Annotated in this window: 16 protein-coding genes; 8 read left to right on the top strand and 8 right to left on the bottom strand. The window is 66.7% G+C overall.

The genetic code is table 11. The annotated features are described in order from the left end of the window. Window positions 1-13: 13 nt before the first annotated feature. From AC1D09_RS04165 to AC1D09_RS04155, 3 genes are read left to right on the top strand one after another with little or no spacing between them, the layout of a single operon-like run. Window positions 14-1,147 (top strand): NAD(P)/FAD-dependent oxidoreductase, encoded by a 1,134-nt coding sequence (locus AC1D09_RS04165; RefSeq protein WP_477663555.1) that lies wholly within the window; start codon window positions 14-16, stop codon window positions 1,145-1,147. A gap of 53 nt (window positions 1,148-1,200) precedes the next feature. Next, window positions 1,201-2,199, top strand: coding sequence for a Bug family tripartite tricarboxylate transporter substrate binding protein (locus AC1D09_RS04160; RefSeq protein ID WP_477663556.1), 999 nt, complete (start codon window positions 1,201-1,203; stop codon window positions 2,197-2,199). An 11-nt stretch (window positions 2,200-2,210) separates the two neighbouring features. Next, window positions 2,211-3,728 (top strand): amidase, encoded by a 1,518-nt coding sequence (locus AC1D09_RS04155; protein ID WP_477663557.1) that lies wholly within the window; start codon window positions 2,211-2,213, stop codon window positions 3,726-3,728. A 6-nt stretch (window positions 3,729-3,734) separates the two neighbouring features. Here the strand turns inward: AC1D09_RS04155 and AC1D09_RS04150 are convergent, their stop codons facing one another. After that, on the bottom strand, window positions 3,735-4,697 hold the full coding sequence (locus tag AC1D09_RS04150; protein WP_477663558.1) for a hypothetical protein: 963 nt from the start codon (window positions 4,695-4,697) through the stop codon (window positions 3,735-3,737). A gap of 57 nt (window positions 4,698-4,754) precedes the next feature. Continuing rightward, entirely contained in the window at window positions 4,755-6,104 is a 1,350-nt protein-coding gene (locus tag AC1D09_RS04145) for a glycerate kinase type-2 family protein (RefSeq protein WP_477663559.1), read from the bottom strand. A 135-nt stretch (window positions 6,105-6,239) separates the two neighbouring features. Between AC1D09_RS04145 and AC1D09_RS04140 the strand changes: the two genes are divergently transcribed. Beyond that, window positions 6,240-6,572, top strand: coding sequence for a DMT family transporter (locus AC1D09_RS04140; RefSeq protein WP_477663560.1), 333 nt, complete (start codon window positions 6,240-6,242; stop codon window positions 6,570-6,572). Window positions 6,573-6,599: 27 nt separating this feature from the next. Here AC1D09_RS04140 and AC1D09_RS04135 read toward each other — a convergent pair whose 3' ends face one another. Next, on the bottom strand, window positions 6,600-7,607 hold the full coding sequence (locus AC1D09_RS04135; protein WP_477663561.1) for a Bug family tripartite tricarboxylate transporter substrate binding protein: 1,008 nt from the start codon (window positions 7,605-7,607) through the stop codon (window positions 6,600-6,602). A 30-nt stretch (window positions 7,608-7,637) separates the two neighbouring features. Then, on the bottom strand, window positions 7,638-8,717 hold the full coding sequence (locus AC1D09_RS04130; protein WP_477663562.1) for a tartrate dehydrogenase: 1,080 nt from the start codon (window positions 8,715-8,717) through the stop codon (window positions 7,638-7,640). 92 nt (window positions 8,718-8,809) lie between these two features. Here AC1D09_RS04130 and AC1D09_RS04125 point away from each other — a divergent pair, with 92 nt between their 5' ends. Continuing rightward, window positions 8,810-9,745 (top strand): LysR family transcriptional regulator, encoded by a 936-nt coding sequence (locus tag AC1D09_RS04125; RefSeq protein ID WP_477663563.1) that lies wholly within the window; start codon window positions 8,810-8,812, stop codon window positions 9,743-9,745. Between the two features lie 3 nt (window positions 9,746-9,748). Here the strand turns inward: AC1D09_RS04125 and AC1D09_RS04120 are convergent, their stop codons facing one another. Then, window positions 9,749-10,954, bottom strand: coding sequence for a urate hydroxylase PuuD (locus tag AC1D09_RS04120; RefSeq protein ID WP_477663564.1), 1,206 nt, complete (start codon window positions 10,952-10,954; stop codon window positions 9,749-9,751). Between the two features lie 144 nt (window positions 10,955-11,098). Beyond that, window positions 11,099-11,962 (bottom strand): xanthine dehydrogenase accessory protein XdhC, encoded by an 864-nt coding sequence (gene xdhC / locus AC1D09_RS04115; protein ID WP_477663565.1) that lies wholly within the window; start codon window positions 11,960-11,962, stop codon window positions 11,099-11,101. Between the two features lie 133 nt (window positions 11,963-12,095). Between xdhC and AC1D09_RS04110 the strand changes: the two genes are divergently transcribed. Further along, the gene (locus tag AC1D09_RS04110; protein WP_477663566.1) at window positions 12,096-12,632 is read left to right on the top strand and encodes a hypothetical protein; all 537 of its coding nucleotides are present in this window, start codon (window positions 12,096-12,098) and stop codon (window positions 12,630-12,632) included. 233 nt (window positions 12,633-12,865) lie between these two features. On the opposite strand, the gene AC1D09_RS04105 is transcribed toward AC1D09_RS04110, so the two are convergent. Together AC1D09_RS04105 and uraH are read right to left on the bottom strand one after the other, a co-directional pair. Then, on the bottom strand, window positions 12,866-13,873 hold the full coding sequence (locus AC1D09_RS04105; protein WP_477663567.1) for a tripartite tricarboxylate transporter substrate binding protein: 1,008 nt from the start codon (window positions 13,871-13,873) through the stop codon (window positions 12,866-12,868). Between the two features lie 108 nt (window positions 13,874-13,981). Beyond that, the gene (uraH, locus tag AC1D09_RS04100; RefSeq protein ID WP_477663568.1) at window positions 13,982-14,335 is read right to left on the bottom strand and encodes a hydroxyisourate hydrolase; all 354 of its coding nucleotides are present in this window, start codon (window positions 14,333-14,335) and stop codon (window positions 13,982-13,984) included. Window positions 14,336-14,405: 70 nt separating this feature from the next. On the opposite strand from uraH, the gene AC1D09_RS04095 reads away from it, so the two are divergent. Together AC1D09_RS04095 and puuE are read left to right on the top strand one after the other, a co-directional pair. Then, a complete protein-coding gene (locus AC1D09_RS04095) occupies window positions 14,406-15,065 on the top strand; it encodes a GntR family transcriptional regulator (protein ID WP_477663569.1) in 660 nt (219 codons plus the stop codon). Further along, window positions 15,062-15,997: an allantoinase PuuE gene (gene puuE / locus AC1D09_RS04090; RefSeq protein ID WP_477663570.1), complete on the top strand. Its 936-nt coding sequence runs from the start codon at window positions 15,062-15,064 to the stop codon at window positions 15,995-15,997. The genes AC1D09_RS04095 and puuE overlap by 4 nt, the downstream gene beginning before the upstream one ends. Window position 15,998 lies beyond the last annotated feature (1 nt).

The raw sequence follows: 15,998 nt of genomic DNA, 5'->3' as shown, positions 1-15,998 counted from the left end.
TGAGAATTCTCAAATGCGAGAATTTGACATACTGATCGTCGGCGCCGGCATTGCGGGCGCCTCCCTGGCCTGGCGCCTGGCCGGCTTGCGCAGCGTCGCGCTGCTCGAGCGCGAGTCCCAGCCGGGCTACCACTCCACAGGCCGCTCGGCCGCCATGTTCATGGAAACCTACGGGCCGCCCATGGTGCGGGCGCTCACACGCGCCAGCCGGGCCTTCTACGAGCGGCCGCCCGAGGGCTTTGCCCCGGACCTGATGCAGCCGCGCGGCGTGCTCTACCTGGCCACGCACGGCCAGGAACAGGAGCTGGCGAACACCCGCAAGGAATTGCTGACGAACTGTCCCGGCCTGCAGACGCTGGACGCCCGCACCACGCTGGCCCATGTGCCCTGTTTGCGGCCCGATCTGGTGCACGGCGCGCTCTACGACGCCGGCGCGCAGGACATGGATGTGCACGCCCTGCACCAGGGTTTTCTGCGCGGCTTTCGCCAGAAGGCGGGGGCAGACGGCGAACTGCGCACCAGCGCCGGCGTGACGCGAGCCGTGCATGACGGCCGCTGCTGGACCGTGGAGCTCAGCGACGGCCAAACCCTGCGCGCCCGCACCGTGGTGAATGCCGCGGGTGCATGGGCTGATGAGCTGGCCGCCGTGTTCGGCGTGCGGCCCATAGGCCTGGTGCCGCACCGGCGCAGTGCCTTCACCTTCAAGGGCCCCGAGGGCGTGGACGCTTCGCACTGGCCGGCCGTGGTCGGTGTCGATGAAAGTTATTACTTCAAGCCCGACGCGGGCCAGTTGCTGGGCTCGCCCGCCAATGCGGACCCCACGGTGCCGCACGACGTGGTGCCCGAGGAGCTGGACATCGCCATGGGCATACACCAGATTGAAAGCGTCACCACCCTGACCATACGCCGGCCCGCGAGCACCTGGGCCGGCCTGCGCTCCTTTGTGCCCGATGGCGAGATGGTGATAGGCCATGACGACGCCAGCCCCGGCTTTTTCTGGCTCGCGGCGCAAGGCGGCTACGGCATCCAGAGCGCGGCGGGCGCGAGCGCGCTGGCCGATGCGCTGCTGCGTGAGGCCGCGCTGCCCGAAGAACTGTTGCGGCAGGGCCTGGAGGCCCGCGCACTGTCGCCCGCCCGCCTGCGATGACCTTGACACCACCCCCGTCCCACTCTCGACCGAAACTTCAAAAGAGGCCTACCATGGATCACATGTCATTCAATGCACTGCGCCGCGCACTGATCGCCAGCGGCATCGTCTTCTGCGGGCTGGCAGCCGTGGGCGGGCCCGCCCAGGCCGCGGACTTTCCGGAGCGGCCCGTGACACTGGTCGCGCCCTTCCCGGCCGGCGGCGCAGCCGACGTGCTGGCGCGCATCCTGGGCAAGGCCCTGGGCGACCAGCTGGGCCAGCCCGTGGTGGTCGAAAACAAGCCGGGCGCCGGCACCGCCATAGGCGCGGCCGCGGTGGCAAGCGCCAAGCCCGACGGCTACACGCTGCTGGTGAGTTCCAACTCCACCTTCACGCTGAACCCTGCCCTGCAGCCCAAGCTGTCCTACGACCCGGCCAAGGGCTTTGAGGCCATCGGCCTGGTGGGCTCGGTGGCGCTGGCGATGCTGGTGAACCCTTCGGTCACCGCCACCGACGTGCACCAGTTTGTGGCCGCCGCCAAGGCCAACCCGGACAAATACCTGTACGGCAGCTTCGGCAACGGCACCAGTTCCAATTTCGCCGGTGCGATGTTCAACACGGCCACGGGCCTGAAGATGACGCATGTGCCTTACAAGGGTTCCGGCCCGCTGATGACCGACCTGATGGGCGGGCAGATCCCGGTGTCTTTTGACACCGTGGTCGCGGCCTCGCAGCAGCTCAAGTCCGGCAAGATCCGTGTGCTGGCCGTGGCCATGAACAAGCGCTCGGCCCTGCTGCCGAATGTGCCGACCATGGCCGAAGCCGGCTACCCCGCAGTCGACATGAACGCCTGGCTGGCCGTGGTGGTGCCCAAGGGTGTGCCGGCACCCGTCAAGGCGCGCCTCGAAAAAGCCCTGTCCACGGTCATGGCCAACCCTGAGATCATCGACAAGCTCAAGGGGGCCGGTTTTGAACCCGGCTACACCGCGGTTCCCGACTGGTCCGGCATGGTCACCGCCGAGATCGCGCGCATGAAGACGCTGGCCGAACGTTCGCAAATCAAAACCGACTGAACAAACACACCATGCCCTCCACGCTGCCAGACCTCTCCGCCATAGAACTCCGCCGCCTGATCGCCAGCCGCCAGGTGTCGCCGGTGGAGTTGATGGACGCCTGCATCAGCCGCATCGAAAACCTCAACCCGGCCATCAACGCGATCTGCGCGACCGACTTCACGCGCGCGCGCGAAGCCGCGCGCGAGGCCGAGGCGCAGGTGATGCGCGGCGGCCCGTTGGGGCCTTTGCACGGGCTGCCGCTGGGCGTGAAGGACCTGCAGGACACCGCGGGCCTGCTGACCACCTACGGCAACGTGGGGCTGCGCGGCAATGTGCCGACCAAGGACAATGCCCTCGTGGCCAAGCTGCGCGCGGCCGGCGCCATCGTCACGGCCAAGACCAATGTGCCCGACATGGGCGCGGGCGCCAACACCCGCAACCCGGTCTGGGGCGCGACCGGCAACCCCTTTAACCCCGCGCTCAATGCGGGCGGCTCCTCGGGCGGCTCGGCGGCGGCGCTGGCGGCCGGCATGCTGCCTATCTGCACCGGCTCGGACACCGGCGGCTCGCTGCGCATACCGGCCTCGCTCTGCGGTGTGGTCGGCCTGCGGCCCTCGCCGGGGCTGGTGGCCAATGACGCACGCCCGCTGGGCTGGTCGGTCATTTCGGTGTTGGGGCCCATGGGCCGCAATGTGGCAGACACGGCGCTGCTGATGTCCGCCAGCGTGGGGGCCGATGCGCGCGACCCGCTGTCCTACCCGGTGGATGCCTCCGCCTTCTGGCCGCTCAAGCCGGTGGACCTGTCCACACTGCGCATAGGCACCACGGAAGATTTCGGCATGTGCATCGTGGACCCGGAGATACGCCGCGTGTTCCGCCAGCGCGTGGAAGCCGTACGGCCGCTGGTGGCCAGCTGCGAACCGGTGGACCTGCAGCTGGGCGACGCCGACCGCGCCTTCGACACGCTGCGCGCCGAGAGTTTTGTCGCGGCCTTTGCCGACACCTACCGCAAGGCCCCGGAAACGCTGGGGCCGAATGTGCGCGACAACATGGAGATCGCCGCAGCCATCACGCTGGCCGACCGCGCCTGGGCGCACCTGGAGCAGACGCGCATCTCGCGCCGCTTTGCCAAAGCCTTCGAGCAGTACGACCTGATCCTGGCGCCGGTCACGCCGGTCACGCCCTTCCCCTGGACCGAACTGTTCGCCGGCCATATTGACGGCCAGGCCATGCGCAACTACTACCACTGGCTGGGCCTGACCTATGTGGTGACGCTGGCCACCAACCCGGCGCTGGCCCTGCCCTGCGGCAAGGACGAACACGGCATGCCCTTCGGCCTGCAGGTCATAGGGCGGCTGCATGGCGACGCGCAGTTGCTGGCCGCAAGCCAGGCGCTGGAACAGGTGTTTGCGGGCAGCGACAACCTGCGCAGGCCTGTGCCCGACCTCCAGGCCTTGCAGGCGGCCCGGCCTGAGCTCAAGTCCATCGTGACGCATCCGCCTGAAACGGCGGGCGTCCAGGGTGGAGGCGGCCTGACGGCGGTCTGATGCCGCTTACACGGCGCGGTTCAGGTCCACGTCCAGGCCCGCGCGCTTCATCTCACGCGCCAGCAACAGCTGCCACAAGCCCCCCTCGTCGACCGTCATGCTGGTCGCGCCCTTGAGGACATCCGGCAGAGTGTCGTCTCCGGACAGCAGGCAGGCAATGCGGCTGCGGCCTAGCGCGGCCAGCATGAAGCCTATGGCCAGCATGGCCGCGGGCGAATCAGGTTTGTTGCCCGGCAGGAGCAGCACAAACCCTAAATTGCGCAGCCCCTCAAGCTGGTCGATGGAAACGGCGTCGAGTACCGCCGCCTCCAGGCCCAGCCGCTCCACGAACTCGCACGCATCGCCCACGGCATCACCGCCCAGGCCCAGGATGGCCACACGGGTGCCGGGCGCCGTGGCGGAAGAGGGAGAAGGGAATTCGGTCTTGGACATGGGAATCCTCTCTGGAGTGGAAGATGAAAGCGCGGGGGCTGGTGCAGGGGGACGCTCAGGCTCAGGGGGTGCTGCTGCGGGTTCAGGCGGTGCCGGTGGCGGCGGTAGTGCCGATACCGGGGCCGCCTCCACAACCGGGGCCGCCTCCGGCGCGGCGCTGACCGAACCCTCAAGGCGCTCGGTCAGCAGTTTTTTGGCTTCAGTCACGCGAACCGTGGCGAGGTCGACGCCTTCCTTGACTTTTTGCTGGCGTTCGTCGTCCGAGAAGCGGTCACCAAAGGTTTTATCCAGCAGGAAATCCTGAATCGCAACGGCGAACTGCCGGTACTCGGGCGTGCCCGCACCAAAGCTGTCGGCCAAGGTGGTGTTGATTTTCTTTTGCAGTGACTCCACGCTCGAATCCCAGTCCGTTTGCGTCACCGATACCTTGAAGGCCCGCAGTATCTTGAGCTGCCGGTTGATCTTTTCGATCGCGCTCTCGATCGCCGCTTTGTCGCGGGCGTCAAGGGATGACGGTGTATTTTTGCCGTTGGACATGCAGACTCCTCATGCGAACCAGCCCACACTGTAACGTCCCTGCTTACATGCGTTTGGTTACAACACCAGCAGTGCCCGGAAGTCGTTGACGTTGGTGTGCGTAGGGCCGGTGATCACCAGCCCGCCCAGCGGCTCGAAATAGCCATAGGCGTCGTTGCGGTCCAGGTACTGGTCTATCTTCATCCCTTTGGCCAGCGCGCGCTGCAAGGTGTCGGGCGCCACAAAGGCGCCGGCATTGTCTTCCACGCCGTCTATGCCGTCGGTATCGGCCGCCAGCGCATACACACCGGGCTGGCCCTGCAAAGCCAGCGCCAGGCCCAGGCAGAACTCGCCGGCGCGCCCGCCCCGGCCGCGCGGCGTGCCTTCGGGCTGCTTGCGGACGGTGACCGTGGTCTCGCCGCCGCTCAAAATCACGCAGGGCCTGCTGAAGGGCTGGCCCTTGTGCGCCACGGCGCGCGCCAGCGCCGCATGCACCTTGCCGACCTCGCGCGATTCGCCTTCCATCTCGTCGCTCAGGATGTAGGCCTGCAAGCCGGCCGCGCGCGCCGCGGCGGCGGCGGCTTCCAGCGACTGCTGGGGCGTGGCGATCATGTGCACCTCATGGCCGGTGAAGACGGCGTCGCCGGGCTTGGGGGTTTCCAGCGCGCCCTGCTCGAGCAGGCTCATGATGGCGCCCGGCACTTCAATGCCGTAGCGCTGCAAAATCGCCACCGCCTCGGCGCAGCTGGTCGCGTCGGGCACCGTGGGGCCGCTGGCGATGATGGACGGGTCGTCGCCCGGCACGTCGCTGATGGTGAGGGTCACGACGCGCGCCGGCGCGCAGGCCGCGGCCAGGCGCCCGCCCTTGATGCGCGAGAGGTGCTTGCGCACGCAGTTCATCTCGGAAATATTCGCGCCGCTGTTGAGCAGCGCCTTGTTGATGCGCTGCTTGTCTTCCAGCGTCAGGCCCTCGGCCGGCAGGGTCAGCAGGGCCGAGCCGCCGCCCGAGATCAGGCACAGCACCAGGTCGTTTTCGGTCAGGCCCTGCACCATGGCCAGGATGCGCTGGGCGGCCGCCAGGCCGGCGGCGTCAGGCACCGGGTGCGCGGCCTCGACGATCTCTATGCGCTGCTTCAGGCCTTCGGGCCGCGGCGGGATGTGGTGGTAGCGCGTGACGACCAGGCCTTCGAGCGGCGCGTCAGCCGGCCACAAGGCCTCGACCGCCTGCGCCATGGAGCCGCCGGCCTTGCCCGCGCCTATCACGATGGTGCGGCCGCCGCTGGCTTGGGTGGGCGGCTGGGGCAGGTAGCGCGCGGTGTTCTCCAGCGGCAGCGCGCGCGTGACGGCGGCGCGGTACAGGTGCTCGAGGAACTCGCGCGGCTGGCGGGCGGCGTCGGGAATCGTGTGGGGTGTCTTGGCTGCGGTCATTGAAATGTCTCCACCCTCGATTGTGCCGTGGTAACCGGGCAGTAACCCGGCAAACCCACGGGGTTTGGGGGATAGGGCCAAAACACGCGCTGCCTAGAATGACCCTTCCTCTTCCAAAGCAGAAAGCAGACACGCATGAACGCCTATCTGGCCCTGGGCATTGCCATCGTTGCCGAAGTCATCGCCACCACGGCGCTCAAGTCCAGCGAGAGCTTCACCCGGCTGGTGCCTTCGCTGATCAGCATCGCGGGCTACGGCGTGGCGCTGTACCTGCTCACGGTCACCATGAAGTCCATCCCCACCGGCGTGACCTATGCGATCTGGTCCGGCCTGGGCATTGTGCTGATCAGCATCGCTGGCTTTTTTGTCCATCAGCAGAAGATAGACCTCTGGGGCATGGTGGGCATGGCGCTGATCATCGCGGGGGTGGTGGTGCTCAACCTGTTCTCGAAATCAACCACGGCGTGACGAGGGCCGGCACCACGGCCGGGCGCTCTACTCAATCGCGACTTTGGCGTCTTTCACCAGCTTCGCGAACCGTTCGGTGTCTTCCGCGATCTGCCGCGCCATCTGTTCGGGCGTATTGCCCACGGGCTCGGCGCCTATGTCGTCCATCTTCTTGCGAAACTCCGGCGAGTTGACGATCCTGGCCAGTTCAGTGCTCAGGCGCGCCACGATGTCCCTGGGCGTGGCCGCCGGCGCCAGCACGCCGAACCAGGTGCCGAGGTTAAAACCCTTCAGGCCGGCTTCGTCCAGCGTGGGCACATCGGGCAAGGCCGCAGACCGTTTGTTTGTCGTCACGGCCAGCGCGCGCAGCTTGCCCGCCTTGATGTGCGGCAGCACCGGCGTGATGGTGTCAAAGGACATGGTGATCTGCCCGCCCAGCAAATCGGTGGTGAGCGGCCCGCTGCCCTTGTAAGGCACGTGCAGCATCTGCACGCCGCCCATGCTTTCAAACTGCGCTCCTATGAGGTGCTGGCCCGTGCCGTTGCCGTTGGAGCCGTAGGTCAGCTTGCCGGGCTCCGCCTTGGCCAGCGCCAGCAGATCTTTCACATTCTTCGCCGGGACGGCCGGGTTCACCACCAGCACATTGGGCACCAGCGCCACAGTGCTGACGGGCGCGAAATCCTTCTGGAAGTCATAAGGCAGTTTTTTGTACACGCTGGTGGCGATGGTGTGGTGCACCGCGCCCATCAGCAAGGTGTAGCCGTCGGGTTTGGACTTGGCCACAAAATCCGCGCCCAGCGTCGCGCCGGCGCCGGGCCGGCTTTCCACCACCACCGGCTGGCCCAGGCTTTTCGACAGCTCCTGGCCCACGGCGCGTGCCAGCACGTCCGTCGTGCCGCCCGCCGGGAAAGGCACGATGAGGCTGATGGGCCGCGCGGGCCAGGCCTGCGCAAAAGCCGGGGCGCCCGTCAAGCTCGTTGCCGCCAAGGCACCCAGGGCCAGCGCGTGGGCCAGCCTTAAAAAATGCCCGCCGCGTCCTTGTTCTTGTGATCGCATGTCTTGTCTCCTTGTGTCTGTTTTCTGGAATCAGGCTGCCGCGGCCACGGCAAAGCAGCTGCAGACCGCCTTGGTGACCTGCGCCGTGGTGGCCTGGCCGCCCAGGTCGCGCGTGTGCAGGGAGGCGTTGGCCGTCACCGATTCGATGGCCTGCATCAGCTGGCCGGCGACGGCGTGCTCGCCCAGGTGCTCGAGCAGCATCACGCAGCTCCAGAAGGTGCCGACCGGGTTGGCCAGGCCCTTGCCCATGATGTCGAAGGCCGAGCCGTGGATGGGCTCGAACATGCTGGGGTAGCGGCGTTCGGGGTCGATATTGCCGGTGGGCGCGATGCCCAGGCTGCCGGCCAGCGCGGCGGCCAGGTCGCTCAGGATGTCAGCGTGCAGGTTGGTCGCGACCACGGTGTCCAGCGAGGCCGGGCGGTTCACCATGCGGGCCGTGCAGGCGTCGACCAGCTCCTTGTCCCAGCTGACGTCGGGGAACTCCTTGCTGATTTGCAGCGCAATTTCGTCCCACATCACCATGGCGTGGCGCTGGGCGTTGGACTTGGTGACCACCGTGAGCAGCTTGCGCGGCCGCGACTGCGCCAGCCTGAAGGCGTAGCGCATGATGCGCTCGACACCGGCGCGCGTCATCATGGAGACATCGGTCGCCACCTCGATCGGGTGGCCCTGGTGGGCGCGCCCGCCCACGCCCGCGTACTCGCCTTCGGAGTTTTCGCGCACGATGACCCAGTTGAGCTGCTCGGGCGCGCAGCGCTTGAGCGGCGCGTCTATGCCCGGCAGTATGCGCGTGGGCCGCACATTGGCGTACTGGTCAAAGCCCTGGCAGATCTTCAGGCGCAGGCCCCACAGCGTGATGTGGTCGGGGATGTGCGGGTCGCCGGCCGAGCCGAACAGGATGGCGTCCTTGTCGCGCAGCTCGTCCAGCCCCTTGTCGGGCATCATGACGCCGTGCTCGCGGTACCAGTCACCGCCCCAGCCATAGGACGTGAATTCGAAGCGGAAATTGGTTTGCGTGGCGGCCAGGGCCTGCAGCACCTGCTGGCCGGCCGGAATGACCTCCTTGCCGATGCCGTCGCCGGGGATGCAGGCGATCTTGTAAGTCTTCATGGGATTCCTCGGGTTGTGAGGCGTCCAATGTAGCGATTGGCGGGGACAACAAAATCTCGTAAAGTGAGGCCATTGTTAACTTCAAGTTACGAATGACTCCGTCCAACCCCGCCCCTTCCGAGATGGCTTTTTTCAGCCTGCTGGCGCGCTACGGCAGCCTGTCGGCCACGGCCCGCGAGCTGGGCGTCAGCACGGCGGCGGTCAGCAAGCGGCTGGCGCAGATGGAGGCCAGGCTGGGCGTGCAGCTGCTCAACCGCACGACGCGGCGCGCCAGCCTCACGCAGGAAGGCGAGATTTACCTCACGCACGCGCGCCGCATCCTGGCCGACATCGACGACATGGAGCAGCAGGTCTCCAGCGCCGTGGCGGCGCCCAAGGGCCTGCTGCGCGTGAACGCCACCCTGGGCTTTGGCCGCAGCCACGTGGCGCCGCTGATCTCGCGTTTTGTCAAAGCCCATCCCGAGATGGAGGTGCAGCTGCAGCTCACGGTCAACCCGCCGCCGCTGACCGAGGACGCCTTTGATGTCTGCATACGCTTTGGCGAGCCGCCCGACGCGCGTGTGGTGGCGCGTTTGATCGCGCCGAACCGCCGCCTGCTCTGCGCCTCACCGGCCTACCTGGCGCGCCACGGCAAGCCCAAGGTGCCGCACGACCTCGCGCGGCACAACTGCATAGGCATACGCCAGGGCGACGAGGCCTACGGCATCTGGCGCCTGGCATCGGGCAAACACACGCAAGCCGTCAAGGTGCACGGAAACCTCAGCACCAGCGACGGCGAGATCGCGGTGAACTGGGCGCTGGACGGCCACGGCATCCTGATGCGCGCCGAATGGGACATCGCCAAATACCTGCGCAGCGGCAGGCTGGTGCAGGTGCTGGAGAACTACCGCACGCCGGCGGCCGACATCCATGCGGTCTACCCGGCCCGCCACCAGCATTCGGCCCGGGTCAAGGCTTTTGTGGATTTCCTGGCGCGGCATTTCGAGAAGCCGTCGACACGGGCCGCGGGGCTTGCGACCGACTGGTAAGCGCTACTCTGTTTTGGCGCCGGCGTCGAACCAGCTTTTGATCACCTGCCGCTCCGCCTCGGTGATACCGGTCGCATTGTTCATGGGCATGAGCCGCGTGACCACAGCCTGCTGGTAGACCTGCGTCGCGTGCAGCTTGAGGGCCGCGGGCGAATCCAGGCGCACATTCTTCATCTGCACCTGCTCGCCGTGGCACTGGTAGCAGCGCTGCGCCAATATGGTTTGCACCTGGCCGTAGCCTGTTGCCGGCGGGGTGGCGGAAGCCGCAGCCACGGCGGTAGGCGCCGGCTTCATCCAGACAATGACACCCAGGATGACGGCCACACCGGCCAGCGCATAGGCCAGCGGATGCCGGTTGCGGCCCAGCTTGTAGCCGTGGCGCAGCACAAAAAACTGGCGTATCGCCGCGCCAGCCAGCATCATCAAAATCAGCACCAGCCAGTTCTGCGGATGGCTCCAGGTGAAGCTGTAGTGATTGCTCAGCATGGCGAACAGCACCGGCAGCGTGAAGTAGGTGTTGTGCACGCTGCGCTGCTTGCCGCGCTGGCCGTGCACCGGGTCCACAGGCTCGCCGGCCTTGATCGCGGCCACCACCTTGCGCTGGCCGGGGATGATCCAGAAAAACACATTGGCGCTCATGGCCGTGGCCATCATGGCGCCCACCAGCAAAAAGGCCGCGCGCCCGGCAAACCAATGGCAGGCCAGCCAGGAGGCGATGCAGACCAGCACCGCAACCAGCGCGCCGACGATGGCGTCCCCGTTCTTCCGCCCTCCGAACAGCTGGCAGATGCCGTCGTAGAGCATCCAGAACACCACAAAGAATGACAGCGCCACGGCCGCGGCCGCGCCGGGCGACCAGTTCATCAGCGATTTGTCGACCAGGTAGGTGCCTGCATGCCAGAGGTAGGACACCGTGAACAGCGCAAAGCCCGACAGCCAGGTGCTGTAGCTTTCCCAGTAGAACCAGTGCAGGTGGGCCGGCAGCTGCGGCGGCCTGACGGCGAATTTGACGGGGTGGTAAAAACCGCCGCCGTGCACGGCCCAGAGTTCGCCGCTCACGCCCTGCTTCTTCAAGTCCTCATCCACGGGCGGCGTGAGACTGCTGTCGAGGAAGACAAAATAAAACGAGGAACCGACCCAGGCGATGGCGGTGATGACGTGGACCCAGCGCAGCAGCAGGTTGGCCCAGTCGAGAAGGTAGTTTTCCATAGCGCTCAACTTGTGCAAGGCTGCTCACCACTGCGGGCGCTGTAAGCAGAAAACGGGTCACGAACAAGAGAAAGCTTGCGGCTTGGCCACCTGCTTTCCCGGCTCCGCTGCGACCTGGTGGTGCAAGTTTATCGGCTTTGACGCTCAGCGCAAAGCCTTCGCGGCCTTCTCCCGGTTTGCATCGATGGTCTGCAGCAACTGGGCAGCGACAGCAACGGCGATCACCTCGGGCTCCTTGCCCGTGATGCCCGGAACACCTATGGGGCAAGTGACATGCGCGAGCTCGGCCGGCGTGAAGCCTCTGGCCTCCAGCCGGTGGCGAAAGGCCGCCCATTTGCTCTTGCTGCCTATCAAGCCTATGTAGGGCAAATCGCCCTGCTCACGCTGGCGCTTCAGGCAGGCGGCCAGCACATCCAGGTCTTCGGCATGGCTGAAGCTCATGATCAGCACACGTGATTGCGGCGCCAGGCCCGGCACGGCGGCCTGCACCGGATCGGAATGTTCGCAGCTCACGCGCGGCGGCACGCTGTCCGGAAATATGCCGTCGCGGCTGTCTACCCAGCTCAGCTCAAACGGCAAAGGCGCGAGCACCCGCGCCAGCGCGTGCCCCACATGGCCGCCGCCGAACAGCGCCACCGGCGTAAGCCGCGGCGAACCCAGCCGTAACGCCAGCGCCGCCGCATCACCGGCCTGCACCGGCTCAAAGCGCAGTTGCACCACACCGCCGCAGCACTGGCCCAGCGAAGGGCCCAGCGCCACGCGCACCAGCGCCCCGGCATCCGCCGGGCTACCGCCGCCGAGCAGCGCGCGGGCCCGGGCTATGGCCTCGTATTCCAGGTGGCCGCCGCCTATGGTGCCCACGATGTCGTCGGCGAACACCGCCATCCAGGTGCCGGCCTCGCGCGGGACCGAGCCCTGGGTTTGGGCCACCTGCACCAGCACCGCCGGCGACGAAGCCAGGCGGGCCAGCAGGGACTCCAGTAACAAACCGGTGTTGCGGGAAACCATTGGTGACGTGTTTGCGCTGTAAGCGGATGGAATAGTGGGCTAAATTAGACCTTAGCACCACCCGGGCAGCGCGCGCTTCGCGCGCATGATGACGGGTATACACAAAATCCCATGAACCGCCGAAAGGCAAACCATGACAAGACCCGAAATGCCTTCTTCTTCCTCCACCGCCCCGCGCCGCTTCTGGCTGGTGGCCCTGCTGTCCGGCGTTGCGGCCGCCGTGGTCAGCGCCTGCAAGACGGCCCCCGAGGCCACGCCCGCCGGCCCAGCCGCGGCACCCGACTCACCGGTCATCGGGCCTATTGCGGGCCCGAAAGGCTCCGCCAGAAGCTCAGGGGCGACCACACCGCGCGCTTACCGGGAAGACGGCGCCACGCACATTTACGGCCTCAATCACGAGCGCGTCTACAAAGGCCGCATGCCGCCGCTGCTGTATGCGGTGGGCGTGCTCAATGTGGAAATCGACCGCAGCGGCCGCGTGACCCATATGGACTGGATGCGCGCCCCGCGCCACGCCCCCGAAGTGATGGCGGAAATCACCAAAATGATCCAGGAAGCTTCGCCCTTCCCGGCGCCCACCCGCATGGGCAAGGTGGTCTATACCGATACCTGGCTGTGGCACAAGAGCGGGAAATTCCAGCTGGACACGCTTACCGAAGGACAGGATTAGGGCCCCCACGGTCGTTCACTTCGTGTAGCTCCCGAGGCCTTGCAGGCCGCGGCTCGCGAGACGCTTCGCCTCTGTCGCCCGTCCAAGCCTGCGCAGGCAGGCTTGGAGCCGCGGGCTCCAGCCCCTCGGGGCCGCCCGCCTGCGGCCCGGCAAAGCCGGTTCCGCGGCTCATGCTGGCCTTGGGCGGCTCGCTTCGCATCGCCTTTTGGGGCTCTCCGTTTCAGGCGCGTCCCTTATTCAATCTGCAGATTTTGCGTCTTCACGACATTGCGCCAGGCGCGGTAGTCAGCCTCAATGAAGTGCCCCAGCAGCGCAGGTGAGCCGGGTGCGGCTTCGACGGCGTCGGCCTTGAAGCGGGTGACCACCTCGGGCATGACCACCACCTTGTTGATGGCGGCGTTGAGGGTGTTGACGATGGCCGGCGGGGTGCCGGTGGGGGCCATGAGCGCAAAGTAGTTGACCACGTCGATGCCGGGCAGGCCGGCTTCGGCCATGCTGGGCACGTCAGGCAGGGCGCTGGAGCGCTTGGCGCTGGTCACGGCCAGCGGCTTGACGCTGCCGTTCTTGATGAAGGGCAGCAGCGCCGGGATGGTGCCGGTGACAAGGTGGATCTGCCCGCCAATCATGTCCATGGTGGCGGGCGCCACGCCGCGGTAGGGGATGTGGGTGATGAAGGTACCGGTGCGGGCCTTGAGCAGCTCCAGCACCAGGTGGTTGACGCCGCCCGCGCCGGCTGAACCGTAATTGAGCGCGCCCGGCTTTTGCCTGGCCAGGCTCACCAGTTCCTTCATGTTGTTGGCCGGCAGCTTGGTGTTGGCGGCCCAGACCAGCGGGCCGCTGGCGATCATGCCGACCGGCGTGAAGTGGCGCAGCGGGTCGTAGTTGGCGCTGGGCAGCGAAGCCGCCACGGTAGTAAAGGGCGAGGCCACCAGCAGCAGGGTGTAGCCGTCGGCCGGTGACTGCGCCACAAACTGCGTGCCTATCGCGCCCGAAGCACCGGCGCGGTTGTCGACCACAAAGGTGGCGTTCAGCACCTCACCGAGTTTTTGCGCCACCAGCCGCGCCATCGCGTCGGTGCCGGCGCCGGGCGCGAAGGGCACCACGATTTTGACCGGGCGGTCCGGGTAAACGCCGGAAGGGCCTTGCGCCATGGCGGCGGGAAGCGCCAGGCTGGCGGCGGTGCCTGCGGACAGCAGCAGGGCTTGGCGGCGGCTCAGGGCGCCCATTGGCTTGACATTCATGGGGGAAGGGGAAGAAGTGACCAAAACCGTTGATTGTCGCCGCGCCCCATGACGCGGGGATGACACGGCGGCGACCGTGTTTTCCCTGAGGGCGCCGCCGGGGCCCGCTCAGCTCCCGCGGTAAGTCGAGTAGCTCCAGGGACTGACCAGCAGGGGCACGTGGTAATGGCTGCCGGTGTCGGCCACGCCAAAGTCCAGGCTGACCTGGTCCAGGAAGGCCGGCTCGGGCAACACCACGCCGCGCGCCTTGAAATAGGCCGCGACCTCGAACACCAGGCGGTAGGTGCCGGCTTTCAGGCTGGCGTTGTCATAAAGCGGCCCGTCCGGGTTGCGGCCGTCGGCGTTCAGGCTGAAGGCTTTTACCAGCGCGGCCTGCCCGCCCTGCGTGGTGAACAGCGACACCTTCATGCCGCCCGCCGGCACGCCGTGCATGGTGTCCAGTACATGTGTGCTCAAGCCCATGGCAGTCCCTTTGTGATTTCGGTTTACCAAAAGTGTATACAGTTTTTGAATATGCGGCTATCATGGCCCGATGGAATCATCCACCACCCACGCCATCGTCGAGGCGCTGACCAAGGCCATTGTGGAGCACAGGCTGCACCCGGGCACCAAGCTGGCGGAGCAAAAACTCGCCGACCATTTCGGCGTTTCGCGCACGCTGGTGCGGCAGGCGCTGTTCCAGCTGTCGAAAAACCGGCTGATACGCCTGGAGCCGGCGCGCGGCGCCTTTGTGGCCGCGCCCTCGGCGATGGAGGCGCGCCAGGTGTTCGCGGTGCGCCGCATGCTGGAAGCCGAAATGACGCGCGCCTTTGTGCGCGAGGTCACGCCCGCCAAGATCAAGGCGCTCAAGGAGCACGTGGCGCGCGAGAAATCCGCGCTGGACGACGTGCCCGGCCGCACCGAGCTGCTGGGCGACTTCCATGTGCGCATGGCCGAACTCATGGGCAACGAGGTGCTGGCGCAGATGCTGGGCGAGCTGATCTCGCGCTGCGCGCTGATCACGCTGATGTACCAGACGGCCACCGCCGCCGAACACTCCAACGACGAGCACGCCGAAATCGTCAAGGCCCTGGCCGCCCGGGACGAGGCGCTGGCCGTGCGCCTCATGAACGAACACCTGCTGCACGTCGAGGAAAACCTGGCCTTCGACCGCAAGGTACCGACCAACGATATTTCGATGGCGCTGTCATGAACTCAAAATACCCACGGGATTTGATTGGCTACGGCCGCAACCCACCGCATGCCAACTGGCCCGGCCAAGCCCGCATCGCCGTGCAGTTCGTGCTCAATTATGAAGAAGGCGGCGAGAACTCGGTGCTGCACGGCGACGCCGGCTCCGAGCAGTTTTTGTCCGAAATGGCCAACCCGCCCAGCTACGCCGACCGCCACCTGAGCATGGAAGGCATTTACGAATACGGATCGCGCGTGGGCGTGTGGCGCATCCTGCGCGAGTTTGAAAAGCGCGGCTTGCCGCTGACCGTCTTCGGCGTCGGCATGGCCTTGCAGCGCCACCCCGAGGTCGCCGCGGCCTTCACCGAACTGGGCCACGAAATCGCCTGCCACGGCTGGCGCTGGATCAATTACCAGCAGATCGACGAAGCCACCGAGCGCGAACACATGCGCCTGGGCCTGGACGCGATTGAAAAACTCACCGGTACACGCCCGCTGGGCTGGTACACCGGCCGCGACAGCCCCAATACGCGCCGGCTGGTGGCCGACGACGGACGGCTTGAATACGACAGCGACCACTACGGCGACGACCTGCCCTTCTGGACCGAGGTCACACGCACCGACGGCGCCGTCGTGCCGCGGCTGGTCGTGCCCTACACGCTGGACACCAACGACATGCGCTTTGCCCTGCCCCAGGGTTTTGCGCAGGCCGAGGACTTTTTCATCTACCTGCGCGACAGCTTTGACGCGCTGTATGCCGAAGGCGACGCGTCGCCCAAAATGCTCAGCATAGGCATGCACTGCCGGCTGCTGGGCCGGCCCGGCCGCATCGTGGCGCTGCAGCGTTTCCTGGACCATGTGCAAAAACACGACCGCGTCTGGGTCTGTCGCCGCATAGACATCGCCCGCCACTGGCGGGCCACCCACCCCTACATGCCCCGGCAGGAAAGCTGAA

It is taken from the genome of Polaromonas sp. P1_A2 (assembly GCF_056406895.1).
The sequence above is the reverse complement of the archived record's forward strand: the minus strand, read 5'-3'. Positions and strand labels throughout refer to the sequence as shown.